General features: G+C 65.0%; 23 protein-coding genes. 16 read left to right on the top strand and 7 right to left on the bottom strand.

Annotated elements, in window-relative coordinates:
* Window positions 1-51 precede the first annotated feature (51 nt).
* The gene (locus JVX91_RS24745; protein WP_205336711.1) at window positions 52-831 is read right to left on the bottom strand and encodes a hypothetical protein; all 780 of its coding nucleotides are present in this window, start codon (window positions 829-831) and stop codon (window positions 52-54) included.
* A 166-nt stretch (window positions 832-997) separates the two neighbouring features.
* Between JVX91_RS24745 and JVX91_RS24740 the strand changes: the two genes are divergently transcribed.
* A complete protein-coding gene (locus JVX91_RS24740; protein ID WP_205336710.1) occupies window positions 998-1,180 on the top strand; it encodes a DUF1289 domain-containing protein in 183 nt (60 codons plus the stop codon).
* A gap of 176 nt (window positions 1,181-1,356) precedes the next feature.
* Here JVX91_RS24740 and gap read toward each other — a convergent pair whose 3' ends face one another.
* Complete coding sequence (gap, locus tag JVX91_RS24735; protein WP_205336709.1) at window positions 1,357-2,361, bottom strand: type I glyceraldehyde-3-phosphate dehydrogenase; 1,005 nt, start codon at window positions 2,359-2,361, stop codon at window positions 1,357-1,359.
* Window positions 2,362-2,489: 128 nt separating this feature from the next.
* On the opposite strand from gap, the gene edd reads away from it, so the two are divergent.
* The 11 genes from edd to JVX91_RS24680 all read left to right on the top strand — a co-directional run bounded on the left by edd (window position 2,490) and on the right by JVX91_RS24680 (window position 15,669).
* Window positions 2,490-4,316: a phosphogluconate dehydratase gene (gene edd / locus JVX91_RS24730; protein ID WP_205336708.1), complete on the top strand. Its 1,827-nt coding sequence runs from the start codon at window positions 2,490-2,492 to the stop codon at window positions 4,314-4,316.
* A 120-nt stretch (window positions 4,317-4,436) separates the two neighbouring features.
* Entirely contained in the window at window positions 4,437-5,435 is a 999-nt protein-coding gene (locus tag JVX91_RS24725) for a glucokinase (RefSeq protein WP_205336707.1), read from the top strand.
* A gap of 43 nt (window positions 5,436-5,478) precedes the next feature.
* Complete coding sequence (locus JVX91_RS24720) at window positions 5,479-6,213, top strand: response regulator (protein ID WP_205336706.1); 735 nt, start codon at window positions 5,479-5,481, stop codon at window positions 6,211-6,213.
* Between the two features lie 19 nt (window positions 6,214-6,232).
* Window positions 6,233-7,654, top strand: a complete 1,422-nt coding sequence (locus tag JVX91_RS24715) for an ATP-binding protein (protein WP_205340097.1) — start codon at window positions 6,233-6,235, stop codon at window positions 7,652-7,654.
* A gap of 268 nt (window positions 7,655-7,922) precedes the next feature.
* The gene (locus JVX91_RS24710) at window positions 7,923-8,258 is read left to right on the top strand and encodes a DUF559 domain-containing protein (RefSeq protein ID WP_205336705.1); all 336 of its coding nucleotides are present in this window, start codon (window positions 7,923-7,925) and stop codon (window positions 8,256-8,258) included.
* A gap of 382 nt (window positions 8,259-8,640) precedes the next feature.
* Complete coding sequence (locus JVX91_RS24705) at window positions 8,641-9,903, top strand: ABC transporter substrate-binding protein (RefSeq protein ID WP_205336704.1); 1,263 nt, start codon at window positions 8,641-8,643, stop codon at window positions 9,901-9,903.
* 102 nt (window positions 9,904-10,005) lie between these two features.
* Window positions 10,006-10,932, top strand: coding sequence for a sugar ABC transporter permease (locus JVX91_RS24700; RefSeq protein ID WP_054909366.1), 927 nt, complete (start codon window positions 10,006-10,008; stop codon window positions 10,930-10,932).
* Window positions 10,925-11,770, top strand: coding sequence for a carbohydrate ABC transporter permease (locus JVX91_RS24695; RefSeq protein WP_205336703.1), 846 nt, complete (start codon window positions 10,925-10,927; stop codon window positions 11,768-11,770). Before JVX91_RS24700 ends, JVX91_RS24695 begins: the two co-directional genes overlap by 8 nt.
* 12 nt (window positions 11,771-11,782) lie before the next feature.
* Complete coding sequence (locus JVX91_RS24690; RefSeq protein ID WP_205336702.1) at window positions 11,783-12,943, top strand: ABC transporter ATP-binding protein; 1,161 nt, start codon at window positions 11,783-11,785, stop codon at window positions 12,941-12,943.
* A 52-nt stretch (window positions 12,944-12,995) separates the two neighbouring features.
* Window positions 12,996-14,354 (top strand): carbohydrate porin, encoded by a 1,359-nt coding sequence (locus JVX91_RS24685; RefSeq protein WP_205336701.1) that lies wholly within the window; start codon window positions 12,996-12,998, stop codon window positions 14,352-14,354.
* Between the two features lie 478 nt (window positions 14,355-14,832).
* The gene (locus tag JVX91_RS24680) at window positions 14,833-15,669 is read left to right on the top strand and encodes a D-hexose-6-phosphate mutarotase (RefSeq protein WP_205336700.1); all 837 of its coding nucleotides are present in this window, start codon (window positions 14,833-14,835) and stop codon (window positions 15,667-15,669) included.
* Window positions 15,670-16,500: 831 nt separating this feature from the next.
* On the opposite strand, the gene JVX91_RS24675 is transcribed toward JVX91_RS24680, so the two are convergent.
* Entirely contained in the window at window positions 16,501-17,358 is an 858-nt protein-coding gene (locus tag JVX91_RS24675) for a MurR/RpiR family transcriptional regulator (RefSeq protein WP_205336699.1), read from the bottom strand.
* A 187-nt stretch (window positions 17,359-17,545) separates the two neighbouring features.
* Here JVX91_RS24675 and zwf point away from each other — a divergent pair, with 187 nt between their 5' ends.
* From zwf to JVX91_RS24660, 3 genes are read left to right on the top strand one after another with little or no spacing between them, the layout of a single operon-like run.
* Entirely contained in the window at window positions 17,546-19,015 is a 1,470-nt protein-coding gene (zwf, locus tag JVX91_RS24670) for a glucose-6-phosphate dehydrogenase (protein WP_205336698.1), read from the top strand.
* A complete protein-coding gene (pgl, locus tag JVX91_RS24665; RefSeq protein WP_205336697.1) occupies window positions 19,002-19,718 on the top strand; it encodes a 6-phosphogluconolactonase in 717 nt (238 codons plus the stop codon). The genes zwf and pgl overlap by 14 nt, the downstream gene beginning before the upstream one ends.
* A gap of 17 nt (window positions 19,719-19,735) precedes the next feature.
* Window positions 19,736-20,383: a bifunctional 4-hydroxy-2-oxoglutarate aldolase/2-dehydro-3-deoxy-phosphogluconate aldolase gene (locus JVX91_RS24660; RefSeq protein ID WP_205336696.1), complete on the top strand. Its 648-nt coding sequence runs from the start codon at window positions 19,736-19,738 to the stop codon at window positions 20,381-20,383.
* Between the two features lie 536 nt (window positions 20,384-20,919).
* Here JVX91_RS24660 and JVX91_RS24655 read toward each other — a convergent pair.
* The 4 genes from JVX91_RS24655 to JVX91_RS24640 all read right to left on the bottom strand — a co-directional run bounded on the left by JVX91_RS24655 (window position 20,920) and on the right by JVX91_RS24640 (window position 25,145).
* Window positions 20,920-22,752 (bottom strand): ABC transporter ATP-binding protein, encoded by a 1,833-nt coding sequence (locus JVX91_RS24655; RefSeq protein ID WP_205336695.1) that lies wholly within the window; start codon window positions 22,750-22,752, stop codon window positions 20,920-20,922.
* 75 nt (window positions 22,753-22,827) lie between these two features.
* Complete coding sequence (locus tag JVX91_RS24650; protein ID WP_240201792.1) at window positions 22,828-23,388, bottom strand: peptidylprolyl isomerase; 561 nt, start codon at window positions 23,386-23,388, stop codon at window positions 22,828-22,830.
* Window positions 23,389-23,416: 28 nt separating this feature from the next.
* Window positions 23,417-24,208: an alpha/beta fold hydrolase gene (locus tag JVX91_RS24645; RefSeq protein ID WP_205336693.1), complete on the bottom strand. Its 792-nt coding sequence runs from the start codon at window positions 24,206-24,208 to the stop codon at window positions 23,417-23,419.
* Window positions 24,209-24,218: 10 nt separating this feature from the next.
* Entirely contained in the window at window positions 24,219-25,145 is a 927-nt protein-coding gene (locus JVX91_RS24640; RefSeq protein WP_205336692.1) for a LysR family transcriptional regulator, read from the bottom strand.
* A 54-nt stretch (window positions 25,146-25,199) separates the two neighbouring features.
* On the opposite strand from JVX91_RS24640, the gene JVX91_RS24635 reads away from it, so the two are divergent.
* Window positions 25,200-25,514 carry a 3-phosphoglycerate kinase gene (locus tag JVX91_RS24635; RefSeq protein WP_205336691.1) on the top strand — a complete coding sequence of 105 codons (315 nt, stop codon included), beginning with the start codon at window positions 25,200-25,202 and terminating at the stop codon, window positions 25,512-25,514.
* Window positions 25,515-25,531: the final 17 nt, after the last annotated feature.

The raw sequence follows: 25,531 nt of genomic DNA, 5'->3' as shown, positions 1-25,531 counted from the left end.
CTGCTGCAGACGAAAACGCCACGGCTGGTTCAGCCGTGGCGTTTTTCTTTGTCAGGCGGCTTTGGCGAGCCTTCGTGATCGCAAGCCGATCAGCCAGCGCACTGCGCCCTGTACCAGAACGGCCAGCAGCGCCGCCTCGGCAAAGCTGGACAGGATTTCGTTACCTGGCAGGCGCATTGCCAGCCAAAGGCAGAACGCCGCGAAGGCCGGGCGCCCGGTGACCATGCCGCGCAACAGGGCGATGACGAAACCCGGCCCGTGCAGCCGCTGGGACGACACGCAAAGCACGATGGAGAGCAGCGGGAATACTGCCAGCAATCCGCTCCAACTGGGGCCGGCCCAGCCGGCGAGGGCGGTGACCGCCAGCGTCAGCAGGGCGCCGGCGAGCATGCGCAGGCACAGTTCGAAGCGGCCCAGTGGAGCGATGGCGGCGCTCAGCGCGGCACGGGGCATGAACAGCTGGCTGGTCAACGCGCCCACGGCCGCAGCGAGTAACGCCCAGACGGGCGAGGCGGGTAGTTTTGTCAGTGCCCAGCCGGCCACCAGCCAGGCGAGCATGGCGCCGGTCAGTGCCAGCGGCCATCCATGGCGCCGACAGATCCAGGCATAGGCGAAGTTGAACGCCTCAGCGGCGAAGATCGCCGCCAGCGCCAGCAACGCGGCCTGGGCGCCGAACTCGCGGCCATGTTCTACGGTGATCAGATAGAGGATCGGCCCGGCGATGGCGGGCAGGGCGGCCAGGCAACCGGCCACGGCCGGGCCCCACCAGCGTCCGGAGAGCGAGACCAGCAGCAGGAACAGCGGAACGAGGGTGAGCTTGAGGGCGAGCATGGGTGAAGTCGGGCAGCGTGGGCGGCGGATTCTAGCAAGGTGCGGGCAGCGCGATTGGTTGGGTCGATGGCGCCGATGGGGAAATCGAGTTGGACCTTGGCGCTGCGCGGGTGTCCATTAGTAGAGACCCACTGACATTCATCCAGCCGAAACCACGAGGAAGTCCGTGAAGAGTCCGTGCATCAAGGTCTGCGAGTTCGAAGAGGGCATCTGCCTGGGCTGCGGCCGCAGCCGCGAGGAAATCAAGGCGTGGAAGCGCGTCGACCATCTCGGCCAGGAGGCGATCCGGGCCGAGGCGGACATGCGCCTGTTGGTGCTGGAGGCGCAGGGAAGACGTCGCTATCGCTAAACAGGCCAACCTGGCAGCTCTGTGCCCTGTATTTCCCTCACCCTAACCCTCTCCCAGAGGGAGAGGGGACCGTTCTGCGCAGGGAGAGCCAATGGCGCCAGCCGGCACAATCGGCTCCCTCTCCCTCTGGGAGAGGGCTGGGGTGAGGGGCTCTTGCGCGGGGAGCCGAGCGCCGTTCACCCCCGCGCCAAAACCATCGCCCGCGCCGTATCCAGCATCCGGTTGGAAAACCCCCACTCGTTGTCGTACCAGGCCATCACCTTCACCAGCCGCCCGTTCACCCGTGTGTGGTTGGCATCGAAAATCGAAGACCGGGGATCATGGTTGAAATCCACCGAAACCAGTGGCAAGCGGTTGAACCCCAGGATCGGCGAAAGCTCGCAGGCCCGTTCCATCAGCTCGTTGATTTCCTGCGCGCTGGTATCGCGCCCGACCTGCACCGTGAGGTCCACCAGCGACACATTGATCACCGGCACCCGCACCGCCAACCCCGTCAGCTTTCCGGCCAGCTCCGGCAACACCAGGCCCACCGCTTCGGCCGCGCCGGTCTTGGTCGGAATCATCGACTGGGTGGCCGAGCGCGCCCGGTACGGGTCGCTGTGGTAGACGTCGGAGAGGTTCTGGTCATTGGTGTAGGCGTGGATGGTGGTCATCAGCCCGTGCTCGATGCCCAGCTCGCGGTGCAGCACCTGGGCCACCGGCGCCAGGCAGTTGGTGGTGCAGGACGCGTTGGAAACGATCTGGTGCTCGGCGCGCAGAATCCCTTCGTTGACGCCATAGACCACCGTGGCGTCGACGCCGTGGCCCGGCGCCGAGATCAACACCTGGCGCGCGCCAGCCTGGAGATGCGCGGCAGCCTTGTCGCGGGAGGTGAAGTGACCGGTGCATTCGAGCACGATATCCACCTCCAGCGCCTTCCACGGCAGCTGCGCCGGATCGCGGATGGCCGTGACGACTATCACGTCGCCCTCTACCCTGAGACTTTCGGCGTCATGCTCGACCTGACCGGGAAAGCGCCCATGCACGCTGTCGAACTGCAGCAGATGGGCGTTGATCGCGGCGTCGACGAGGTCGTTGATCGCCACCACTTGCAGGTGTTGGCGATAGCCGCCCGAATAGAGCGCGCGGAGTACGTTCCGACCGATGCGGCCAAATCCGTTGATTGCCAGGCGTATAGTCATTGAGGTCGTCTCTTTTCTTTTGTTGTGGTAAAAACCATTAAATTTCCACGCCGTTGAAAAGTAAACGCCCTGGAATAAACAATTATGTTGTAAAAACAACAACCGATAGTCTGTAGGAGAATGCTGCCATGCACCCCCGTGTGCTTGAAGTCACCCAGCGCATCCAGGCCCGCAGCGCGGCCACGCGCCAGCGCTACCTCGACCTGGTCAAGGCAGCCGCCACCAAGGGCCCGCACCGCGGCACGCTGCCTTGCGGCAACCTCGCCCACGGCGTCGCGGCTTGTGGTGAATCCGATAAACAGGCGCTGCGGCTGATGAACCAGGCCAACGTCGCCATCGTCTCCGCCTACAACGACATGCTCTCCGCGCACCAGCCGCTGGAGCGCTTCCCCGAGCTGATCAAGGACGCCTTGCGGCAGATCGGTTCGGTCGGCCAGTTCGCTGGCGGCGTGCCGGCCATGTGTGACGGCGTGACCCAGGGCGAACCCGGCATGGAACTGTCCCTGGCCAGCCGCGACGTGATCGCCATGGGCACCGCCATCGCGCTGTCGCACAACATGTTCGATGCTGCGCTGTGCCTGGGCGTGTGCGACAAGATCGTCCCCGGCCTGCTGATCGGCTCGCTGCGCTTCGGCCACTTGCCGGTGGTGTTCGTGCCCGCCGGCCCCATGCCTACCGGTATCTCCAACAAGGAGAAGGCCGCAGTGCGCCAGCTGTTCGCCGAGGGCAAGGCTACCCGCGAGGAGTTGCTGGCCTCGGAGATGGCCTCCTACCACGCGCCGGGCACCTGCACCTTCTATGGCACCGCCAACACCAACCAGTTGCTGGTGGAAGTGATGGGCCTGCACCTGCCGGGTGCTTCCTTCGTCAACCCGAACACCCCGCTGCGCGACGAGCTGACCCGCGAAGCTGCCCGCCAGGCCGCGCGCCTGACGCCGGAGAACGGCCAGTTCGTGCCCATGGCGGAGATCGTCGACGAGAAGGCCATGGTCAACTCGGTGGTGGCGCTGCTGGCCACCGGCGGCTCGACCAACCACACCCTGCACCTGCTCGCCATCGCCCAGGCCGCCGGCATCCCGCTGACATGGCAGGACATGGCCGATCTTTCCGAGATCGTGCCGACCCTGGCGCGCATCTATCCCAACGGCCAGGCCGACATCAACCACTTCCAGGCGGCGGGCGGCATGTCCTTCCTGATCCGCCAGCTGCTCGATGGCGGCCTGCTGCACGAAGACGTGCAGACCGTGGTCGGCAAGGGCCTGCGTCGTTATATCCAGGAACCCTTCCTCGACGAGGGCAAGCTGGTCTGGCGCGAAGGCCCGGCGACGAGCCTGGACGAGAACATCCTGCGCCCCATCGACAAGCCGTTCTCGCCCGAAGGCGGCCTGCGCCTGATGGAAGGCAATCTCGGACGCGGCGTGATGAAGGTCTCTGCCGTAGCGCCGGAACACCAGATCGTCGAGGCGCCGGTGCGCATCTTCCACGACCAGTCCAGCCTGGCTGCCGCCTTCAAGGCCGGCGAGCTGGAGCGCGACCTGGTGGCCGTGGTGCGTTTCCAGGGCCCGCGCGCCAATGGCATGCCCGAGCTGCACAAGCTCACGCCGTTCCTCGGCGTGCTGCAGGATCGCGGCTTCAAGGTGGCGCTGGTCACCGACGGGCGCATGTCCGGCGCGTCCGGCAAGGTGCCGGCGGCGATCCACGTATCACCCGAAGCGCTCAATGGCGGCCCGCTGGCCAAGCTGCGCGACGGTGACGTGGTGCGCGTCGACGGCACCACCGGCGAGCTGCGCGTGCTGGTGGATGCAGCGGAATGGCAGGCTCGTCCGCTTGTCGAAACACCGACCATTGATAACCTTGGCATGGGCCGCGAGCTGTTCGCTTTCATGCGCAATGCCTTCAGCTCGGCGGAGCAGGGCGCCTGCAGCTTCACGGCCGAGTTGAACGGTCCGAGCTGACCCTCCTGGCCTCCCGTGTGACGGAGTGCCTGTCCGTCGCACGGGGCGTTTCCGTCGCTGTCCTATGCTGGCATGATCCCGCGCCGCACCTTCCACCCAACTTCCAGGCCCGAGCCCGCGATGAACTCCAATAACGCTCAGTCCTCCTCCAACGGTTTCGCCCTGGTCGGCGATATCGGTGGCACCAACGCCCGCTTCGCCCTGTGGCGCGGTGAAGTCCTCGAATCCATTCAGGTCCTGGCCTGCGCCGACTACCCGCGCCCTGAAGATGCCGTGCGCGACTACCTGCAGCGCGTGGGCCAACCGCTGTCTTCCGTCGAGAACGTTTGCCTGGCCTGTGCTGGCCCGGTTGGCGCCGGCGACTTCAAGTTCACCAACAATCACTGGGTGATCCGCCGTGACGCCTTCCGCGCCGAACTGGGCCTGAGCCACCTGCTGCTGGTGAACGACTTCAGCACCATGGCCTGGGCGGCTTCGCGGCTGTCGGAAGAGCACCTGGTGCAGGTGCGGCCGGGCAAGGCGCTGGAAGGCCGCGCCAAGCTGATCATCGGTCCGGGCACTGGCCTGGGCGTCGGCAGCCTGATGCCGCTGCCCTTTGGTGGTTTCGAGGTATTGCCCTGCGAGGGTGGCCACGTCGACCTGCCGGTGACCTCCGAACGCGATTTCGCCCTCTGGCAACTGCTGCGCGAAAAATACGGCCACGTTTCGGCTGAGCGCGTGCTCTCCGGCAGCGGCCTGGAAAATCTCTACCGCATGAGCTGCCAGCTCGATGGCGTGGAGCCGAAATGCACCACCGCCGCCGAGATCGGCGAGCGCGCGATGGCCGGCGACGCATACGCCGACGCGGTGCTCGAACACTTCTTCCTCTGGCTGGCGCGGGTCGCCGGTAATGCCGTGCTGACGGTGGGCGCGTTGGGTGGCGTGTACATCACCGGCGGCATCGTTCCGCGCTTCCTCGAACGCTTCCAGCGCAGCGGTTTCGCCGAGGCGTTCCGCACGCGGGGCAAGACTAGCGGACCGTACCTGGAACCGATTCCGGTGTGGGTCATGACCGCAGAGCACCCCGGCCTGTTCGGCGCCGGCGTCGCTCTGGAACAGGCCCTGCGTAACGAAGACTGAGTCAGCGCTTCCACCATTAGAACAACAAGAAGGGACGCCCGAAGTGAACCAGCCTGCCAAATCCATCCTGCTGGTGGACGACGATCAGGAAATCCGCGAGTTGCTGGACACCTATCTCAGCCGAGCCGGTTTCCAGGTGCGCGCTGTCGCTAATGGCGAAGACTTCCGCCGCGCGCTGTGCGACGAGGAATCCGCGCTGGCGATCCTCGACGTGATGCTGCCCGACGAGGACGGCTTCAGCCTCTGCCGCTGGATTCGCTCGCACCAGCGCCACGCCTGCATGCCGGTGATCATGCTCACTGCCAGCTCCGACGAGGCCGACCGCGTGGTGGGCCTGGAACTGGGCGCCGATGACTATCTCGGCAAACCCTTCAGCCCCCGCGAGCTGCTGGCGCGAATCAAGGCGCTGCTGCGCCGCGCGCAGTTCACCCAGGTGCGCGGCGGCGAGGTCATCGCTTTCGACGATTGGCGGCTGGATACCATCAGCCACCGGTTGTTCCACGAGGACGGCGAGGAGCATTTCCTCAGTGGCGCGGACTTCGCGCTGCTCAAGCTGTTCCTCGACAATCCCCGGCAGATTCTCGACCGCGACACCATCGCCAGCGCCACCCGTGGCCGTGAGGTGATGCCGTTGGAGCGTATCGTCGACATGGCCGTTTCGCGCCTGCGCCAGCGCTTGCGCGATACCGGTAAACCGGCGCGACTGATCCAGACCGTGCGCGGCAGCGGCTACCTGCTTGCCGCCCAGGTTCGCCCGCACCTCGCCGGCCATGAGTGAGCGCCGCCGCTGGGCCCTGGTGCCGCGCTCGCTGCTCGGCCGCATGCTGCTGCTCACCTTGCTGGCGGTGGTGATCGCCCAGGGATTGTCGAGCCTGTTCTGGATTTCCCACCTGCGCAGTAGCCAGCGCGACGGCCTGCTCACCAGCTCGCGCAGCCTGGCCTATTCCATGGCCGCCAGCGTCAGTTACTTCCGCTCGCTGCCCATCGGCTACCGCCCGCTGGTACTGGACCAACTGCGCAGCATGGGTGGCACGCGGTTCTTCGTCTCGCTCAACGAGCGCCCCCTGAACCTGCGCGCGCTGCCGGACACCACCAATAAGCAGGCGGTGATCGACATCGTGCAGGACGTACTGCACCAGAAACTGGGCAAGGACGTGGAGCTGCAGGTGGAGTTCGTCAGCCCCGACGATCTGCGGTTGTTCAATGGCGAGCTGAAGCTGGAGGAGCTGCCGCGCTCCTGGGCGCACTACGCGCTGACCCTGGAGCCGGTGAACCCGCCAGTGCTGGTCACGCAGATACGCATCGGCGAGAGCGAGTGGCTGTACATCGCCAGCCTGATGCCGGCGCCCTACGTGACGCTGGAGCCGGAGGGTCTCCCGCCGCAGCAGGTTATCTCGATCATTTTCACCAGCCTGTTGCTGCTGCTGTTCACCGGCCTGCTGGTGCATTGGCAGAGCCGCCCGCTCAAGCGCCTGGCCCGCGCCGCCCGCGACGTCGCCCTCGGCAGTCCGGACAAGCCGCTGGAGGAAGGCGGGGCGAGCGAACTGGTGGAAGTCTCCCGCGCCTTCAATACCATGCGCGAGCGCATCGACCGCTACGTCAACGAGCGTGGTCAGTTGTTCAGCGGCATCTCCCACGACCTGCGCACGCCGATCACCCGGTTGCGCCTGCGCGTCGAGTTGCTGGACGACGAGCAGCAGCGGGACAAGTTCAGCCACGACCTCGACGAGCTGGAACTGCTGGTGAAGGGCGCGCTGCAATGCGTGAAGGACACCGACATTCACGAGAACATCGAACCGGTGAACCTCAACCAGCTGCTGCAATATGTCGCCGGACCTTACCTCGCCGACGGTCGAGTCGAAGTCATCGGCACAGCGCTTGAGCCCTATCCGGGCAAGCCGCTGGCGCTCAAGCGTTGCATCGGCAACCTGCTGGACAACGCGCTGAAGTACGGCGAGCGCGCGCAATTGAGCATCGAGGACGATGCCGATGCGGTGGTGCTGCACGTCGACGACCAGGGCCCCGGCGTACCGGAACAGCGGCTGGAGAAAGTCTTCGAACCGCGCTTCCGGTTGTCCGAGCGCGGACAGGGCTACGGCCTCGGGTTGGGCATCGCGCGCAACATTGCGCATACCCACGGTGGTGAGGTCAGCCTGCAGAATCGCCGCGAGGGCGGGTTGCGGGTGACGTTGCGGTTACCGCGTCTTGAAGTCGAGTAAGGTGGTTCGCTAACGCCGGTTGTTTTGGTGCGCCGGGATGTCACGGCCCTCTCCCTAACCCTCTCCCTGAAGGGAGAGGGAATTGGTTTGGCATTTGGGTTGAGACCGTCATTCTCCTGACGCAGTGGTTGACCGGGGAGTAGATACCTACAGACGGCTCGGAAAGCTCCCTCTCCCTTCGGAGCGGGGCGCGCAGCCAGGGCTGGGGAGAGGGCGGTGGGGCCGCAAAGTAGTCTCCAGGGAGTCGAGCTTTGGGAGACTCCAACGAATGACTTCCCGCCTCACCCTGTTCTCCAAACAACTCCGCCTTGACCAGACCGAAGCCGAACGATCCCTCTGGCACCACCTGCGCGCCCACCGCTTCCTCGGTCTCAAATTCCGCCGGCAGAAAGTCATCGGTCCGTACATCATCGATTTCATTTGTCACGAACGGATGTTGATCATCGAACTGGATGGTGGGCAGCATCTGGATTCCAGCGCCGACTTGGAGCGTGACGCATGGCTCAAGAACAAGGGTTTCACGGTGCTCCGGTTCTGGAATCATGATGTGTTGTTGAAGATGGATTCGGTGCTGGAGGCGATACGCTTGGCGCTGGATGATTAGCCATTGCCCTCTCCCTAACCCTCTCCCTGAAGGGAGAGGGGATTGGTTTGGCATTTGGGTTGAGACCGTCATTCTCCTGATGCAGTGGTTGACCGGGGCGTAGATAACTACAGACGGCTCGGAAAGCTCCCTCTCCCTTCGGAGCGGGGCGCGCAGCCAGGGCGGGGGAGAGGGTAGTGGGACGAAATGCAGAGGCTCAGGAATTTCCTCAAGCGCTTTTTCAGACCACAAACGTGCCGATGCAAAATCCAAAAAAATCCAAATGTCACCACCCCGTGACAATCAAAGATCGCTTCGTTACCCGGAGAGCAGAATGCCTTGGATAGACTCGGATCATTGCAAGCGCAGACTTGCGTCCAATAACAAGAACAAGGTGCTCCCCATGAATGCGATCCGTCGCCTGTCGGCCGCCATCTGTCTTTCCTCTTTCTGTCTCTCCCCAATGCTGGCCCACGCCGGTGAAGTCGAAGTGCTGCACTGGTGGACGTCCCCTGGCGAGAAGCGCGCTGCCGAAACCCTGAAGAAACTCGTCGAAGCCAAGGGCCACACCTGGAAGGACTTCGCCGTCGCTGGTGGCGGTGGCGAAGCGGCCATGACCGTGCTGAAGACTCGCGCCGTCTCCGGCAACCCGCCGGCCGCCGCACAGATCAAGGGGCCGGACATCCAGGAGTGGGGCGAACTCGGCCTGCTCGCCGACCTCAACGACGTCGCTGCCGAAGGCAAGTGGGACCAACTACTGCCGCCGCAGGTGGCGCAGATCATGAAGTACAAGGGCGACTACGTGGCCGTGCCGGTCAACGTGCACCGGGTGAACTGGCTGTACATCAACCCGGAAGTCTTCAAGAAGGCCGGCGCCACGCCGCCGGCCACCCTGGACGAGCTCTTCGCCGCCGCCGACAAGCTCAAGGCCGCCGGCTTCACGCCGCTCGCCCATGGTAGCCAGCCCTGGCAGGACGGCACGCTGTTCGAGAACCTGGTCCTGAGCAAGATGGGCCCCGAAGGTTACCGCAAGGCCTTCGTCGAGCAGGACAAGGCGACGCTGACCGGTGCGCAGATGGCCGACGTTTTCGCCGCGCTGAAGAAGCTGCACAGCTACGTCGACGCCGACGCCGCCGGCCGCGAGTGGAACGTCGCCACCGGCAGGGTGATCAACGGCAAGGCCGGCATGCAGATCATGGGCGACTGGGCCAAGAGCGAGTTCACCGCCGCCGGCAAGGTGGCGGGCAAGGACTACCAGTGCCTGCCGTTCCCCGGCACGCAGCAGGCCTTCGACTACAACATCGATTCCCTGGTGATGTTCAAGCTGAGCAACGCCGAGAACCGCAAGGCCCAGGAAGACCTGGCCCGCGCGGTGCTCGACCCGGCGTTCCAGAAGGACTTCAGCCTGAACAAGGGCTCGATCCCGGTGCGCCTGGACGTCGACATGACGCCCTTCGACGCCTGCGCCCAGCAGTCCATGAAGGACTTCAAGGCCGCCTCCGCCGACGGCAACCTGGTGCCGAGCATGGCTCACAGCATGGCCGCCTCCAGCTACGTGCAGGGCGCGATCTTCGACGTGGTCACCAACTTCTTCAACGACCCCGCCGCCGATCCGCAGAAGACCGCGCAGCAACTGGGCGCCGCCATCCAGGCTGCCGCGCAGTAACGCGCTCGCCGGCTCCGTGACGGAGCCGGTTTTCTGATTCCCCAGAACGATTCCGGGCCGCCACGGCAGCCCGGGTGGGCTCACTCATCCTCGAGAAAGCAGATGGCGACCCGATCCCCGACTTTCACTCCCGCCGCCGCGCCTCGGGCTTCGCTGCTCGACGGCCTGCAGGCCTGGCTGCCGAAGCTGGTGCTGGCCCCGAGCATGCTCGTGGTGCTGGTCTGTGTGTATGGCTACATCGGCTGGACGCTGCTGCTGTCCTTCACCAATTCGCGCTTCATGCCGGCCTACAGCTGGGCCGGGCTGAGCCAGTACCTGCGACTGTGGGACAACGATCGCTGGTGGGTGGCGAGCAAGAACCTGCTGCTGTTCGGCGGCCTGTTCATTGGCACCTGCCTGGTGCTCGGTGTCTTCCTCGCCGTGCTGCTGGACCAGCGTATCCGCCGCGAAGGCTTCATCCGCACCGTCTACCTGTACCCCATGGCACTGTCGATGATCGTCACCGGCACCGCCTGGAAGTGGCTGCTCAATCCCGGCCTGGGCCTGGATAAGCTGCTGCGCGACTGGGGCTGGACAGGCTTTCGCTTCGACTGGCTGGTGGACCCGGAGCGGGTCGTCTACTGCCTGGTGATCGCCGCCGTTTGGCAGGCCTCGGGCTTCGTCATGGCGCTGTTCCTCGCTGGCCTGCGCGGGGTCGACCCGGCCATCGTGCGCGCCGCCCAGGTGGACGGTGCGAGCCTGCCCACCATCTACCTGCGCATCGTCTTGCCGAGCCTGCGCCCGGTGTTCTTCAGCGCGCTGATGATCCTCGCGCACATCGCCATCAAGAGCTTCGACCTGGTGGCCGCGATGACCGCCGGCGGCCCCGGCTACTCCTCCGACCTGCCGGCGATGTTCATGTATGCCCACACCTTCACCCGCGGCCAGATGGGCCTGGGCGCGGCCAGCGCGATGCTGATGCTGGGCGCCGTGCTGGCCATCGTCGTGCCGTACCTGTACTCCGAACTGCGGGGCAAGCGCCATGCATGACTCGACCCTGAAACCGTCGTTCAGCCTGAGCCGCCTGGCGGTGCACGCGACCCTCTGGGGCGCCGTGGCGCTGTATGTGATCCCGCTGCTGGTGATGCTGATGACCAGCTTCAAAACGCCCGAGGACATCCGCAACAGCAACCTGCTGGCGCTGCCGGACGTGTTCACCGTGATCGGCTGGGTGAAGGCCTGGGGCGCCGTGGACGATTACTTCTGGAATTCGGTGAAGATCACCGTGCCGGGCGTGCTGATCTCTACGTTCATCGGCGCCATGAACGGCTACGTGCTGTCGATGTGGCGCTTCCGTGGCTCGCAGCTGTTCTTCGGCGCGCTGCTGTTCGGCTGCTTCCTGCCGTTCCAGGTGATCCTCCTGCCGATGTCCTTCACCCTCGGCAAGCTCGGCCTGGCCAACACCACCACCGGGCTGGTGATGGTCCACTGCATCTACGGGCTGGCCTTCACCACGTTGTTCTTCCGCAACTACTTCGTGGCGATTCCCGATGCCCTGGTCAAAGCCGCGCGCCTCGACGGCGCCGGGTTCTTCACCATCTTCCTGCGCATCCTGATGCCCATGTCCACGCCCATCGTGATGGTCTGCCTGATCTGGCAGTTCACGCAGATCTGGAACGACTTCCTGTTCGGCGTGGTGTTCGCCAGCGGCGACGCGCAGCCCATCACCGTGGCGCTGAACAACCTGGTGAACATCAGCACCGGGGTCAAGGAATACAACGTCGACATGGCCGCCGCGATGATCGCGGCGCTGCCCACGCTGGTGGTCTACGTACTGGCCGGCAAGTACTTCGTGCGCGGGCTGACTGCCGGCGCGGTCAAAGGTTGAGGTAAGCCCAAGATGTCCACACTCGAACTGCACAACCTGCACAAGTCCTACGGCAGCGGCCTGGCCGACACGCTGAAGTCGATCAACCTGTCGATCGCCTCGGGCGAATTCCTGATCCTGGTCGGCCCCTCCGGCTGCGGCAAATCCACCCTGATGAACTGCATCGCCGGCCTGGAAAATGTCACCGGTGGCGCCATCCTGGTAGACGGCCAGGACATCAGCGGGATGAGCCCGAAGGACCGCGACATCGCCATGGTGTTCCAGTCCTACGCGCTGTACCCGACCATGAGCGTGCGCGAGAACATCGCCTTCGGCCTGAAGATCCGCAAACTGCCCAAGGCCGAGATCGATGCGGAAGTGGCCCGTGTATCGAAGCTGCTGCAGATCGAGCACCTGCTCGAGCGCAAACCCTCGCAGCTCTCCGGCGGCCAGCAGCAGCGCGTGGCCATGGGCCGGGCGCTGGCGCGGCGGCCGAAGATCTACCTGTTCGACGAACCGCTGTCGAACCTCGATGCCAAGCTGCGCGTGGAGATGCGCACCGAAATCAAGCTGATGCACCAGCGCCTGAAGACCACCACGGTGTACGTGACCCACGACCAGATCGAGGCCATGACCCTGGGTGACAAGGTGGCGGTGATGAAGGACGGCATCGTCCAGCAGTTCGGCACGCCGCAGCAGATCTACAACGATCCGGCCAACCTGTTCGTTGCCAGCTTCATCGGTTCGCCGCCGATGAACTTCATCCCGCTCAAGATGCAGCCGCTGGGCAATCGCCTGGTCGGTGTGCTCGACAGCGGCCAGGATCGCTGCGAGCTGCCGCTACAGCTGGATGTCGGTCTCGCCGAAGGCCGCGAGCTGATTCTCGGTGTGCGTCCGGAGCAGCTGCAACTGGCTACCGATGGCGTCAATGGCCCGAGCGATCTGCGTGCCGAGGTGGAGGTCGTCGAACCTACCGGCCCGGACACCCTGGTCTTCGTCACCCTGAATGGCGCCAAGGTCTGCTGCCGTCTCGCACCGGACCAGACACCGCAGCCGGGCTCTTCCCTGCAATTGCGCTTCGATCCCTCCCGCGCGCTGCTGTTCGACGCGCAGAGCGGCGAGCGCCTGCGCGCCGCGCCGCGTGGCGACGGCGCGAACAAGGTGACGCCGTTGGCCCGACAGAAGCATTCCTGAAACACCCCTGCCTGTAACTACGCTTGATACCAAGACAACGAGGACGCTGGAGATGCACAAGAACAACAAGAACCGGCCTGCAGCACGAACCCTGGGCTGCCTGCTCGCTCTGGGATGCGTGGGCAACGTCGCCCATGCCGCGGATGCCTTCTCTTCCGAGTCCCAGTGGGGCCTGGGAGACTGGGGCGGCAAACGCACCGAGCTGCTGGAGAAGGGGTATGACTTCAAGCTCGACTATGTCGGTGAGGCGGCCAGCAACCTGGGCGGCGGCTACGACCAGCACACCACGGCGCGCTACTCCGACCAGTTCGCCCTCGGTACTCATCTGGACCTGCAGAAGATCCTCGGCTGGAACGACACCGAGTTCCAGCTGACCGTTACCGAGCGCAGCGGCCGCAACCTCTCCAACGACCGCATCAGCGACCCGCGCGCCGGACAGTTCAGCTCCGTGCAGGAAGTCTGGGGCCGGGGCCAGACCTGGCGTCTGACCCAGATGTGGATCAAGCAGAAATACTTCGATGGTGCGCTGGACGTGAAGGTCGGCCGCTTCGGCGAGGGCGAGGACTTCAACAGCTTCCCCTGCGACTTCCAGAACCTGGCCTTCTGCGGCTCGCAGGTGGGCAACTGGGTGGGTGGCATCTGGTACAACTGGCCGGTCAGCCAATGGGCCGCGCGGGTGAAGTGGAATTTCAACGACGAATTCTTCGCCCAGGTCGGCGCCTACAACCAGAACCCGTCGAACCTGGAAACCGGCAACGGCTTCAAGCTCAACGGCAGCGGCACCAAGGGCACCATCCTGCCGGTGGAGCTGGTCTGGCAGCCGAAGGTCGGCGCCGCGCAGCTGCCCGGCGAATACCGCTTGGGCTACTACTACAGCACCGCCAAGGCAGACGATGTCTACGAAGACGTCAACGGCAACCCGCAGCCGCTCACCGGCGAGCCGTTCAAATCCCACGACAGCAAGCACGGCTGGTGGGTGGTGGCGCAGCAGCAGGTCACCGCGCACAACGGCGACGCCTCGCGCGGCCTGAGCCTGTTCGCCAACTTCACCGTGCATGACGAGGCGACCAACACCGTCGACAACTACCAGCAGGTGGGGCTGGTCTACAAAGGCCTGTTCGACGCGCGGCCGAAGGACGACATCGGCCTGGGCCTGGCGCGCATTCACGTCAACGACGACGTGCAGGATCGCCAGCGCCTGACCAACCAGGTCAACGGCATCGACGACTACGACAACCCGCTGTACCAGCCGATCCAGGACACCGAGTACGACGCCGAGCTGTACTACGGCGTGCATGTGACCAATTGGCTCACCGTGCGCCCGAACCTGCAGTACATCCGCCATCCGGGCGGGGTGGACGAGGTGAATAACGCCGTGGTGGCCGGCCTGAAGATCCAGTCCAGCTTCTGATTGCTCCCTGGTGCATCATTGGGCCCGTCGATTCGACGGGCTTTTTTTGCCTGCTACCAGTCGCGAACAGGGTGGTCGCGCTAGCGGCTTTTTTGTAGGTGCAACTGTCTTCTTGTGAGTCTGTGCCTGCGGTTTTCCCTCTCCCCAGCCCTGGCTACGCGCCCCGCTCCGAAGGGAGAGGGAGCAGATCGGAGTTGCCGGCGTGTGAGGAGTTTCGATTGAAACTGAACAGTCCCCTCTCCCTTCAGGGAGAGGGTTAGGGAGAGGGCGAGCCCTTGCTGAGAAATCCCAAACTACCTCGGAGCAGACAACCGGCGGCCTCGGGACTCGTGAGAACTGATTTTCCGTTGGCACGGGCGCTGCGCGTGACTAGGCTTTGCGGTTAGAATCGCCGCCTTTTCTGTAAGATGTAGTGAAACTACAGAGATATTCACGCCCCGGAATGTCCGGGCAGGGATTGGATCAGGACATCCGGACAATGCTCGAGCATCCGCTGCAGCGCTTTTTTCATTCCATGCGGGCCAAGCGGCCCTTCGACTGGGTGCGCTTCCAGCGTCGCGACCTGCTGCTCATCGATCACCCGCAATGCCAGGCGGTATTCAGCCGCCAGGGCGCGCAACTGCTGCACTTCCAGCCGCGCGGCGCGCGCCCGCTGTTGTGGTGTTCCAGTCAGTGGCCGAGCCTGAGCACCGCGCCGATTCGTGGCGGTATTCCGGTCTGCTGGCCCTGGTTCGGTAGCCACCCGGTGGAAACCGACTGGCCCCAGCACGGCTGGGCTCGCCAGCGCGAGTGGCGCATGCTCGATGCCTGGGCCGATGACAGCAAGGTGGTGGTCAGTTGGCAGCTGGACATCGAGGACTGGCACGTGCGCCTGGAAGCGCGCCTGGGCCAGGACCTGGACATCGAGCTTTCCAGCTACCACGAGGATGACAGCGACTGCCTCTTCAGCTTCGCCCTGCAGCCTTACTGGCGCGTGGGGTCGCTGCGCCGCTCGGTGGTCCACGGCATGGAGCTGGACGGCAAGGCCAGTGGCCTGCCCAACACCTGGGCGCCCCGTGGCGCGGTCAAGCAGGTGCTCTACAACACCGGTTCCCTGGTGCTGGAAGATGCCGGCTGGCAACGCCGCCTGCGCATCGACAAGAACACCAGTGCCGGCAGCGTCATCTGGCACCCCGGCAGCCGCGCGGTGGAGCAGGTCGAGCCGGGCGAAGCGGAGCGCTTCCTGTGCATCGGCGCCGCCGGTTACCGCGCCGGCGGCCTGATCCTCGCGCAGGGCGAGCGGATGTTGCTGAACCTGCGCGCCGGCTTGGTCTGATCTCTGTAGGAGCGGATCTTATCCGCGACCCGGCCGCCAGGCCGGTGCTGGAGAGGGCACCGCTATCGCGGTAATCGCGGAGAAGCTCCGCTCCTACAAGAGCGGTGTTGCCTGTCACTGCGCCACCAGCGCAAAGGCTTTATGTAGGAGCGGATCTTATCCGCGATCCGGCCGCCAGGCCGGTGCTGGAGAGGGCACCGCTATCGCGGTAATCGCGGAGAAGCTCCGCTCCTACAAGAGCGGTGTTGCCTGTCACCGCGCCACCGGTGCAAAGGCTTTATGTAGGAGCGGATCTTATCCGCGACCCGGCCGCCAGGCCGGTGCTGTAGAGGGCACCGCTATCGCGGTAATCGCGGAGAAGCTCCGCTCCTACAAGAGCGGTGTTGCCTGTCACTGCGCCACCAGCGCAAAGGTTTTATGTAGGAGCGGATCTTATCCGCGACCCGGCCGCCAGGCCGGTGCTGGAGCAGGCACCGCTATCGCGGTGATCGCGGAGAAGCTCCGCGCCTACGAGAGCGGTGTTGCCTGTTACCGCGCCACCAGCGCAAAGGCTTTATGTAGGAGCGGATCTTATCCGCGACCCGGCCGCCAGGCCGGTGCTGGAGCAGGCACCGCTATCGCGGTGATCGCGGAGAAGCTCCGCTCCTACAAGAGCGGTGTTGCCTGTCACTGCGCCACCAGCGCAAAGGCTTTATGTAGGAGCGGATCTTATCCGCGCCCCGGCCGCCAGGCCGGTGCTGGAGCAGGCACCGCTATCGCAGTGATCGCGGAGAAGCTCCGCTCCTACGAAGAGCGTGCTGCCGCCGGTCATCGGCCGATCAGTCGCTGGTCTCAGCTGTCCTCATCGAGTTGGTAGCGCGTCGGTACCAGGCTCTCTTTTATCTTGCGCAGGTGCGGCTGGAAGTCCACGCCGCGGCGCAAGGTCACGCCAGTGGCGAGTACGTCGAGCACCGTAAGCTGGATGATGCGCGAGGTCATCGGCATATAGATGTCGGTGTCTTCGGGCAGCGGAATGTCCAGGCTCAGGGTGCTGGCGCGGGCGAGGGGAGAGTCAGCGGCGGTCAGGCCCAGCACCGAGGCACCGTTCTGCCGCGCCAGGTGCGCCACGTCCACCAGTTCGCGGGTGCGTCCCGTGTAGGAAATCACCACGAACAGATCGCCGGTGTGCGCCACCGAGGCGATCATCCGCTGCATCAGCACGTCGCTCTGCGCAGACACCGCCAGGTTGAAGCGGAAGAACTTGTGCTGCGCGTCCAGCGCCACCGAGCTCGAGGCGCCTAGACCGAAGAAGTGGATTTGCCGCGCCTGGATCAGCAGATCGACGGCACGGTCGATCACCTTCGGATTGAGCAGCTTGTGGGCGCTGTCCAACGAGGCGATGGTGCTGCTGAAGATCTTGCGGGTGTAGGCCTCAGGGCCGTCGTCCGCGGCGACCGCCTGGGTCACGAAGGCCGCGCCGCTGGCGAGGCTCTGCGCCAGCTGGATCTTCAGCTCCGGGTAGCCGCTCATGCCGAAGGAGCGGCAGAAGCGGTTCACCGTCGGCTCGCTGACGCTGGAGGCCTGGGCCAGCGCGGCGATGCTGAAGCGCGTTGCCTGCTGCGGGTCGTGCAGGATCACCTGGGCGACCTTGCGCTCGGCCTTGTTCAGCTCTTCCAGTCGGCTCTGGATCTGCTCCAGCAGGTTCTTCATCCGTGCTCCTTGGGGTAATCGACGGTTGACCGGGTAGGGCCGGCCAGCGGCGCTATCCTAACTGCAGGCCGGCAGGCGACCAACAGCGGTGCGAGGCGGCAAAAATATGTTGTTTAATTACTACATATTTGTCTTAATGCCGGCGTAGAAGGCTAACTATCGTTCAAAATTTGGTTGGTAACAACAAATGCCTGAAGTCCGCGTTCTGCCCTGCACCCTTGCGCTGTTCGGCGCCCTGGGTGATCTCGCCCTGCGCAAACTGCTGCCGGCGCTTTACCAGCTCGACCGCGAAGACCTGCTGCACCGCGATACCCGCATTCTTGCCCTGGCCCGCGACGACGGCGCCAGTGAAGCGCCGTTGGCGACCATCGAACGACGTTTGCGTCAGTACGTCCCGGCGAAGGAATGGGACGAACAGGTCTGGGCCCGCTTCCAGGCGCGCCTGCAGCACCTGAGTATGGATTTCCTCGATGCCGGCTCTTACCAGGCGCTGGCTGACCTGGTGGGCGACGAGAAGACCTTGGTCGCGTACTTCGCCACCGCCGCCTCGGTGTTCGGCGGCATCTGCGAGAACCTCGCCGCCGCCGGCCTGGCCGAGCGCACTCGCGTCGTGCTGGAAAAGCCCATCGGCCACGACCTGGAGTCGTCCCGCGCGGTGAACGACGCCGTGGCGCGCTTCTTCCCGGAAAACCGCATCTACCGGATCGACCACTACCTGGGCAAGGAGACGGTGCAGAACCTCATCGCGCTGCGCTTCGCCAACAGCCTGTTCGAGACCCAGTGGAACCAGAACCACATCTCCCACGTGGAAATCACCGTGGCCGAGAAGGTCGGCATCGAAGGCCGCTGGGGCTACTTCGACAAGGCCGGCCAACTGCGCGACATGGTGCAGAACCACCTGCTGCAACTGCTCTGCCTGATCGCCATGGACCCGCCAGCGGACCTCACCGCCGACAGCATCCGCGACGAGAAGGTGAAGGTGCTGCGCGCGCTGGAGCCCATCGCTCCGGAGCAGTTGGCTACGCGGGTGGTGCGTGGCCAATACACCGCAGGCTACATCGACGGCAAGGCGGTGCCCGGCTACCTTGCCGAGGAAAACGCCAATACCAACAGCGATGCCGAGACCTTCGTCGCCCTGCGGGTGGACATCCGCAACTGGCGCTGGTCCGGAGTTCCGTTCTACCTGCGTACCGGCAAGCGCATGCCGCAGAAGCTGTCGCAGATCGTCATCCACTTCAAGGAACCGCCGCACTACATCTTTGCGCCGGAGCAGCGCTCGCTGATCAGCAACCGCCTGATCATCCGCCTGCAGCCGGACGAGGGCATTTCCCTGCAGGTGATGACCAAGGACCAGGGGCTGGGCAAGGGCATGCAACTGCGCACCGGCCCGCTGCAACTGAATTTCTCCGAAACCTTCCAGACCGCCCGGACGCCGGACGCCTACGAGCGGCTGTTGCTGGAAGTCACGCAAGGCAACCAGAACCTGTTCGTCCGCAAGGATGAGATCGAAGCCGCCTGGAAATGGTGCGACGGTCTGATCGACGGCTGGGGGCGCCTGGGCGAGGAGCCCAAGCCTTACCCGGCAGGCAGTTGGGGCCCGCAGGCGGCCGTTGCCTTGATCGCACGCGATGGGAGGGACTGGTATGGCGATCTTTGAACCGAGCCTGAAAGAAGGCATGGCCTGGAAAACCTGGAACAACGCCGCCGAGCAGGCCCGCGGGCTGGCGGAGGCGGTGGCCGATGCGCTGCGCGAGGCGCTGATCGAACGTGGCCGCGCGCTGCTGGTGGTGTCCGGCGGGCGTAGTCCGGTGGCCTTTCTCGAAGCATTGAGCGGCGCGGTGCTGGACTGGTCGAAGGTGGCCGTCAGCCTTGCCGACGAACGCTGGGTGCCGGAGTCGCATCCCGACAGCAATGCCGGCCTGCTGCGTCGCCACCTGCTCAAGGGGCCGGCGGCCAAGGCGCATTTCATCGGCCTTTATCAGCCGGCGACCAGCCTGGAAGAGGCGGCCGACAAGGCCGATCGCTACCTCCACGAACTCTCGTTGCCGATCGACGTACTTGTGCTCGGCATGGGCGACGACGGCCATACCGCCTCGCTGTTCCCCGGCAGCGCCAATCTGGTCGAGGCCCTCGATCCGGCCAGTGCTCGCCGCTGCCTGCCGATGTGGGCGCCGACCGTGCCGCACCAGCGCCTGACCCTCACCCGCGCCGTGTTGCAGGGCGCGCGGGTGCAGATCCTGGCGATCCAGGGCGAGTCCAAGCTGGCCACCCTGAGCCAGGCGCTCGGCGACAACGACGACCAGCGCATGCCGGTCAATGCGTTCCTGCGTTCACCTCTTTCGATCCACTGGTGCCCCTGAAGCACGGAGTTACCGCTATGCCTGAACAACACATCCAGCAGATCGATGCCCTGGCGCAGCGCGCGCGCATCCTGCCGGTGATCACCATCGACCGCGAGGCGGACATCCTGCCCATGGCGGATGCTCTGGCAGCCGGCGGCATCACCGTTCTGGAAGTGACCTTGCGGACCTCGCTGGGCCTGACCGCGATCCGTCAGTTGAGCGAGCAGCGCCCGGAGCTGATCGTCGGCGCCGGCACCGTGCTCGACCCGCAGACCTTCCGCCAGGCGGAGGAGGCGGGGGCGAAGTTCATCGTCACGCCGGGCTGCACCGAGGAGCTGCTGCAACATGCCGTGACGCGTCCCGTGCCGCTGCTGCCGGGCGTGGCCACCGCGTCGGAAATCATGGCGGCGTACCGTCACGGCCTGCGTCGCTTCAAGCTGTTCCCGGCGAAGGTGTGCGGCGGCGTGGAAGCCCTCAAGGCCTTTGGCGGACCGTTCCCGGAGGTGCGTTTCTGCCCCACCGGCGGCGTCGGCCCGGACAACCTCAATGACTATTACCGCCTGCCCAACGTGATGTGCGTGGGGGGCAGCTGGATGCTGCCCAAGGCCGCCATCGACAGCGGCGATTGGGCCACGGTCGAGCGCCTGAGCCGCGAGGCGCTGGCATTACTGGATACACACTGAGCTGTCCTGGATTTGGACATGCCCGGCTTTATGCCGGGCTTTTTTATGCTCGTTCGCCAGTTTTTGTAGGAGCGGTGTTGCCTGTCACCGCGCCACCGGTGCCTTCAGGGGCTTTTGTAGGAGCGGATCTAATCCGCGACCCGGCCGCCAGGCCGGTGCTGGAGAAGTCACCGCTATCGCGGTGATCGCGGAGAAGCTCCGCTCCTACAAGAGCGGTGTTGCCTGTCACCGCGCCATCGGCGCATTCAGGGGCGCTCAAAGGCTTTATGTAGGAGCGGATCTTATCCGCGACCCGGCCGCCAGGCCGGTGCTGGAGAAGTCACCGCTATCGCGGTGATCGCGGAGAAGCTCCGCTCCTACAAGAGCGGTGTTGCCTGTCATCGCGCCACCGGTGCATTCAGGGGCGTTCAAAGGCTTTATGTAGGAGCGGATCCTATCCGCGACCCGGCCGACAGGCCGGTCTGGAGAAGGCACTGCTTTCGCAGTGATCGCGGAGAAGCTCCGCTCCTACAAGTGCGGTATTGGTGAGCGGGGATTCAATCCACCCCGACGAACCCGCCCGTCTGGTGCCGCCACAGCCGTGCATAGAGCCCACCATGGGCCAGCAGCTCGGCATGGCTGCCGCTCTCGACCACGCGGCCATGCTCCAGCACCACCAGGCGGTCCATGCGCGCGATGGTGGACAGCCGGTGCGCGATGGCGATCACCGTCTTGCCCTGCATCAGGGTCTCCAGGCTCTCCTGGATCGCCGCCTCCACCTCCGAGTCCAGCGCCGAGGTGGCTTCGTCGAGGATCAGGATCGGTGCGTCCTTGAGCAGCACGCGGGTGATCGCGATGCGCTGGCGCTGGCCGCCGGAGAGCTTCACGCCGCGCTCGCCGACGTGGGCGTCGAGGCCGGTGCGCCCCTCGGCGTCGCTCAGTTGCGGGATGAACTCCGAGGCGCGCGCCTTCTGGATCGCGTCCTGCAAATCCGCCTCGCTGGCATCCGGGCGACCGTAGAGCAGGTTGTCGCGGATCGAGCGGTGCAGCAGGGACGTGTCCTGGGTGACCATGCCGATCTGCGCGCGCAGGCTTTCCTGGGTCACGTGGGCGATGTCCTGGCCGTCGATCAGGATGCGCCCGCCCTCGAGGTCATACAGGCGCAGCAGCAGGTTCACCAGGGTCGACTTGCCCGCGCCGGACGGGCCGACCAGGCCGATCTTCTCGCCGGGGCGCACGGTCAGGTCCAGGCCGCTGATCAGGCCGCCACCCTTGCCGTAGCTGAAATCCACCTGGTCGAAGCGCACTTCGCCATGGCTCACCAGCAGCGGCTTGGCGTCAGGCTGGTCGTTCACTTGGCGGGGCAGGGCGATGGTCTGCATGCCGTCCTGCACCTGGCCGACGTTCTCGAAGATGCCGCCGACCACCCACATGATCCAGCCGGACATGTTGTTGATGCGAATGACCAGGCCGGTGGCCAGGGCGATGGCGCCGACCGAGATCAGCGACTGGGTCCACAGCCACAGGGCCAGGCCCGTGGTGCCGGCGATCAGCAGGCCATTGAAGACGGTGATGGTGACGTCCATTGACGTGACCACGCGGCCGGCGCGCTGGGCCTTGCGGGTCTGGTCGTCGATGGCTTCGCGGGCGTAGTCCTCTTCCTGGCGCGTGTGGGCGAACAGCTTGAGGGTGGTGATATTGGTGTAGCCGTCGACGATCCGGCCCATCAGCTTGGAGCGCGAGTCCGAGGCGATCACCGAGCGATGCTTCACCTGGGGAATGAAGTAGCCCAGCGCGCCGACGTAGCCGACGACCCACAGCAGCAGCGGGATCATCAGGCGCCAGTCGGCCTCGGCGAACAGCACCAGGGCACTGACGGTGTAGATGACTACGTGCCAGATGGCGTCGACCACCTGCACGGCGGAATCGCGCAGGGAGTTGCCGGTCTGCATGATGCGCTGGGCAATGCGTCCGGCGAAGTCGTTCTGGAAGAAGCCCAGGCTCTGCTTGAGCACGTAGCGGTGGTTCTGCCAGCGGATCAGGTTGGTCATGCTGGGGTTGATGCTCTGGTGCACCAGCATGTCGTGCAGGCCGTTGAACACCGGGCGCAGGATCAGCGCGACGACGGCCATCCAGATCAGCTCGCGGCCGTGCAGGGTGAAGAAGTCGGCCGGCGCGGTGCCTTGCGCGAGGTCGACGATGCGCCCCAGGTAGCTGAACAGCGCGACTTCGATCAGCGCGACGATCAGGCCGACGAAGAGCAGGGCGAGGAATACCGGCCAGACCTGGCGCAGGTAGTAGACGTAGAAGCGGATGACGTCAGACGGCGGCATGCGCTCGGGGACGTCGCGGAAGGGATCGATCAGACGCTCGAAACGACGGTAAAGCATGATGGGTCTCGGGTTGTTCGCAGGGCCATCCTGGCCCTGCTGTAAATGGCCTCCGTCAGCCGTGGTTCCGCAGAATCACAGACGCTTGGCGGAGAGGATTACCACCGGGGTGCGCGGGACGTCCTGGAACATGCCGCTGTTGCCGGTCTGGACCTGGGCGATCTGGTCGACCACGCCCATGCCGCGTACGACCTTGCCGAACACGGCGTAACCAAAGTCGCGGGCGCCGTGGTTGAGGAAGTCGTTGCCGGTCAGGTTGATGAAGAACTGGCTGGTGGCCGAGTTCACGTCGCTGGTGCGCGCCATGGCCAGGGTACCGCGCTCGTTGAGCAGGCCATTGTCGGCCTCGTTCTTGATTGGCGCCTGGGTGTCTTTCTCCTTCATGTTCTCGGTGAAGCCACCGCCCTGGATCATGAAGTTGGGGATCACACGATGGAAGACGGTGCCGTTGTAGAAGCCGCTGTCGACGTAGGACAGGTAGTTCTTCACGGAAATCGGTGCCTTGTCGGCGTACAGCTCGATTTCGATTTCACCGGAAGTGGTCGACAGCAGCACGTGCGGGTTCTTGCTGTCGGCGGCGAACACCGAACCGGCCAGGACCAGGGAGCAGGCGGCGAGCAGGAAGCGTTTGAACAGGGTCATTTGGCGGATGTTTCCTGAGGTTCTAGGGATGGTCGACCTGCTCGAGGAAGTCGAGCAGGGTGGTATTGAATCTTTCCGGCTGGTCCAGCGGCGTCGCATGGCGCGAGTCCTCGATCACCACCAGGCGCGCGTTGGGCATGCGCCCGACGTAGGCCTGTTTGAGCGACACCGGGGTGTAATCGCGGTCGGCGCTGATCACCAGGGTTGGACAGGTTATGCGCGTGAGGCGTTCCTGCACACCCCAGCCGATGATGGCGTGCAGGCTGGAGAGATAGGCACGCTTGTCGTTCTGCGGCCAGCGCTGCTGGATCTTGCGGCGCAGGTCGCTCTGTTCGGGCTTGGGGAAGAGCAGCTTGCCCAGCGCCTTGCCCACGGTGTCCAGGCCCAGTACGTGGGCCAGGAACAGCCGGCGCGCCACTTCCAGATACTCGCGCAAGGTGCGCGGCTTCACTTCCGGGGCGCTGTTGACGATGGTCAGGCTATCCAGCCGCTCCGGCCAGCGGGTGGCCAGTTCGAAGCCGATCATCCCGCCCATGCTGATGCCCACAAGGTGCACGCGGCCGAGCTTCAAATGGTCGAGGAGGGCGATCACGTCCTCGGCGAAGGCGGCGATGCTGTAGCGCTGGCGTGGCTTGTCCGACTGGCCGTGGCCGCGCACGTCGAGGGCGATCACGCGGTGGCGCTTTTCCAGTTCAGGGACCTGGAACTCCCAGTCGCGGGTGCTGGAGCCGAGCCCGTGTACCAGCAGCACCGGGGTTCCGAAACCACTTTCCTCGTAATGCAGGCGGTGGCCGGCGTGGTCGAAGAAGGGCATGGCGGGCTCCTCAGGCCTGGCTCTCGGGAGCGGCGAAATGGGCGTCCAGCGGCACGTTGGCGAAGGTGGTCAGCAGTTCCACGAGGATCTGCGTTGCCGGGCCGAGGGGCTTTTCCTTGTTCGGATAAAGATAGAAGCGGCTCTCGCGCACGCCGCCCTGTTTCATCGGCAGCGGCTTGAGCTGGCCGTCGCGCAGTTCGCGTTCGATCATGTGCCGCGGCAGCCAGGCGAAGCCCAGGCCGTTGCTGACGAAGGTGGCGGCGGTCGCGAGACTGCCCACCGTCCAGCGCTGCTCGGCGCCGAGCCAGCCGACATCGCGCGGCTGCAGGCGGCCGGAGTCGCGGATCACCACCTGCATCTGGGTTTCCAGGTCCTGGTGAGTGACCTCACGCTGCAAGCGGTGCAGCGGGTGATCGGGATGGGCCACGGCGACGAAGTCGACGATGGAGAGGTCCGCGCCCAGGTGGCCAGGGATGTTCAGGCCGCTGATGGCGAGATCGGCATGGCCTTGCACCAGGGCTTCTTCCACGCCCGATAGCACCTCTTCGCGCAGCAGCACGCGGCAGCCGCGACTCTGCGGCATGAAGGCGGAGAGGGCGCGCACCAGGCGCACGGTGGGGTAGGCGGCGTCCACCACCAGGCGCACTTCCGGCTCCCAGCCCTGTTCCATGTGATGAGCAAGCTCTTCCAGCTGGCCGGCGGATTTGACCAGTTGCCGCGAACGACGCAGCAGCACTTCGCCGGCTTCGGTGAGCACAGCCTTGCGTCCATCGATGCGCAACAGCGGTACGCCGAGCTGTTCCTGCATGCGCGCCACGGTGTAGCTGATCGACGACTGTGAACGATGCAGGGCTTCCGCCGCCTGGGCGAAGCCGCCGTGATCGACCACGGCCTGCAGCGTTCTCCACTGATCCAGGGTAACGCGGGGCGCTTTCATCCTCGCTTCCTCTTGTCTAATCTGGCGGTCGGACAAGACCTGCAAGAGACCGCCATGAAAAAATACTGTTGTGCCGTTCTGGCCATGCTGCCGCTGACTGCCATGGCTTATCCCATCGAAGTGCAGAAGTCTCTCAATGGCACCGAAGTGGACTACGAGACCCAGGACATCGGTGACCAGATGGGTGCGATCCTCCTGCGCAACAACGGCCAGCAGGCGGCAACCTGCACTGCTGTCTTCGTCAACGGTCCGGAAACGCCTCATGTGCGCAAGGCCACCATCGCGCCGGGCAAGGAGGCCAACATGACCTCCAGCTTCAGTCGTGCGGTGATCAAGCTGCGTATCAAGCTGACCTGCACGCCGGGCTGAGCTTATGCCGGACAAGA

The sequence above is a fragment of the Pseudomonas sp. PDNC002 genome (assembly GCF_016919445.1).
Lineage (GTDB): Bacteria > Pseudomonadota > Gammaproteobacteria > Pseudomonadales > Pseudomonadaceae > Pseudomonas.
This window is presented reverse-complemented; position numbering and strand designations above follow the sequence as displayed.

Coding starts and splice junctions, on each gene's coding strand:
- JVX91_RS24745 (WP_205336711.1), bottom strand. CDS start 831: ATGCTCGCCCTCAAGCTCACCCTCGTTCCGCTGTTCCTGCTGCTGGTC.
- gap (WP_205336709.1), bottom strand. CDS start 2,361: ATGACTATACGCCTGGCAATCAACGGATTTGGCCGCATCGGTCGGAAC.
- edd (WP_205336708.1), top strand. CDS start 2,490: ATGCACCCCCGTGTGCTTGAAGTCACCCAGCGCATCCAGGCCCGCAGC.
- JVX91_RS24725 (WP_205336707.1), top strand. CDS start 4,437: ATGAACTCCAATAACGCTCAGTCCTCCTCCAACGGTTTCGCCCTGGTC.
- JVX91_RS24710 (WP_205336705.1), top strand. CDS start 7,923: ATGACTTCCCGCCTCACCCTGTTCTCCAAACAACTCCGCCTTGACCAG.
- JVX91_RS24705 (WP_205336704.1), top strand. CDS start 8,641: ATGAATGCGATCCGTCGCCTGTCGGCCGCCATCTGTCTTTCCTCTTTC.
- JVX91_RS24700 (WP_054909366.1), top strand. CDS start 10,006: ATGGCGACCCGATCCCCGACTTTCACTCCCGCCGCCGCGCCTCGGGCT.
- JVX91_RS24695 (WP_205336703.1), top strand. CDS start 10,925: ATGCATGACTCGACCCTGAAACCGTCGTTCAGCCTGAGCCGCCTGGCG.
- JVX91_RS24690 (WP_205336702.1), top strand. CDS start 11,783: ATGTCCACACTCGAACTGCACAACCTGCACAAGTCCTACGGCAGCGGC.
- JVX91_RS24685 (WP_205336701.1), top strand. CDS start 12,996: ATGCACAAGAACAACAAGAACCGGCCTGCAGCACGAACCCTGGGCTGC.
- JVX91_RS24680 (WP_205336700.1), top strand. CDS start 14,833: ATGCTCGAGCATCCGCTGCAGCGCTTTTTTCATTCCATGCGGGCCAAG.
- JVX91_RS24675 (WP_205336699.1), bottom strand. CDS start 17,358: ATGAAGAACCTGCTGGAGCAGATCCAGAGCCGACTGGAAGAGCTGAAC.
- zwf (WP_205336698.1), top strand. CDS start 17,546: ATGCCTGAAGTCCGCGTTCTGCCCTGCACCCTTGCGCTGTTCGGCGCC.
- pgl (WP_205336697.1), top strand. CDS start 19,002: ATGGCGATCTTTGAACCGAGCCTGAAAGAAGGCATGGCCTGGAAAACC.
- JVX91_RS24660 (WP_205336696.1), top strand. CDS start 19,736: ATGCCTGAACAACACATCCAGCAGATCGATGCCCTGGCGCAGCGCGCG.
- JVX91_RS24655 (WP_205336695.1), bottom strand. CDS start 22,752: ATGCTTTACCGTCGTTTCGAGCGTCTGATCGATCCCTTCCGCGACGTC.
- JVX91_RS24645 (WP_205336693.1), bottom strand. CDS start 24,208: ATGCCCTTCTTCGACCACGCCGGCCACCGCCTGCATTACGAGGAAAGT.
- JVX91_RS24640 (WP_205336692.1), bottom strand. CDS start 25,145: ATGAAAGCGCCCCGCGTTACCCTGGATCAGTGGAGAACGCTGCAGGCC.
- JVX91_RS24635 (WP_205336691.1), top strand. CDS start 25,200: ATGAAAAAATACTGTTGTGCCGTTCTGGCCATGCTGCCGCTGACTGCC.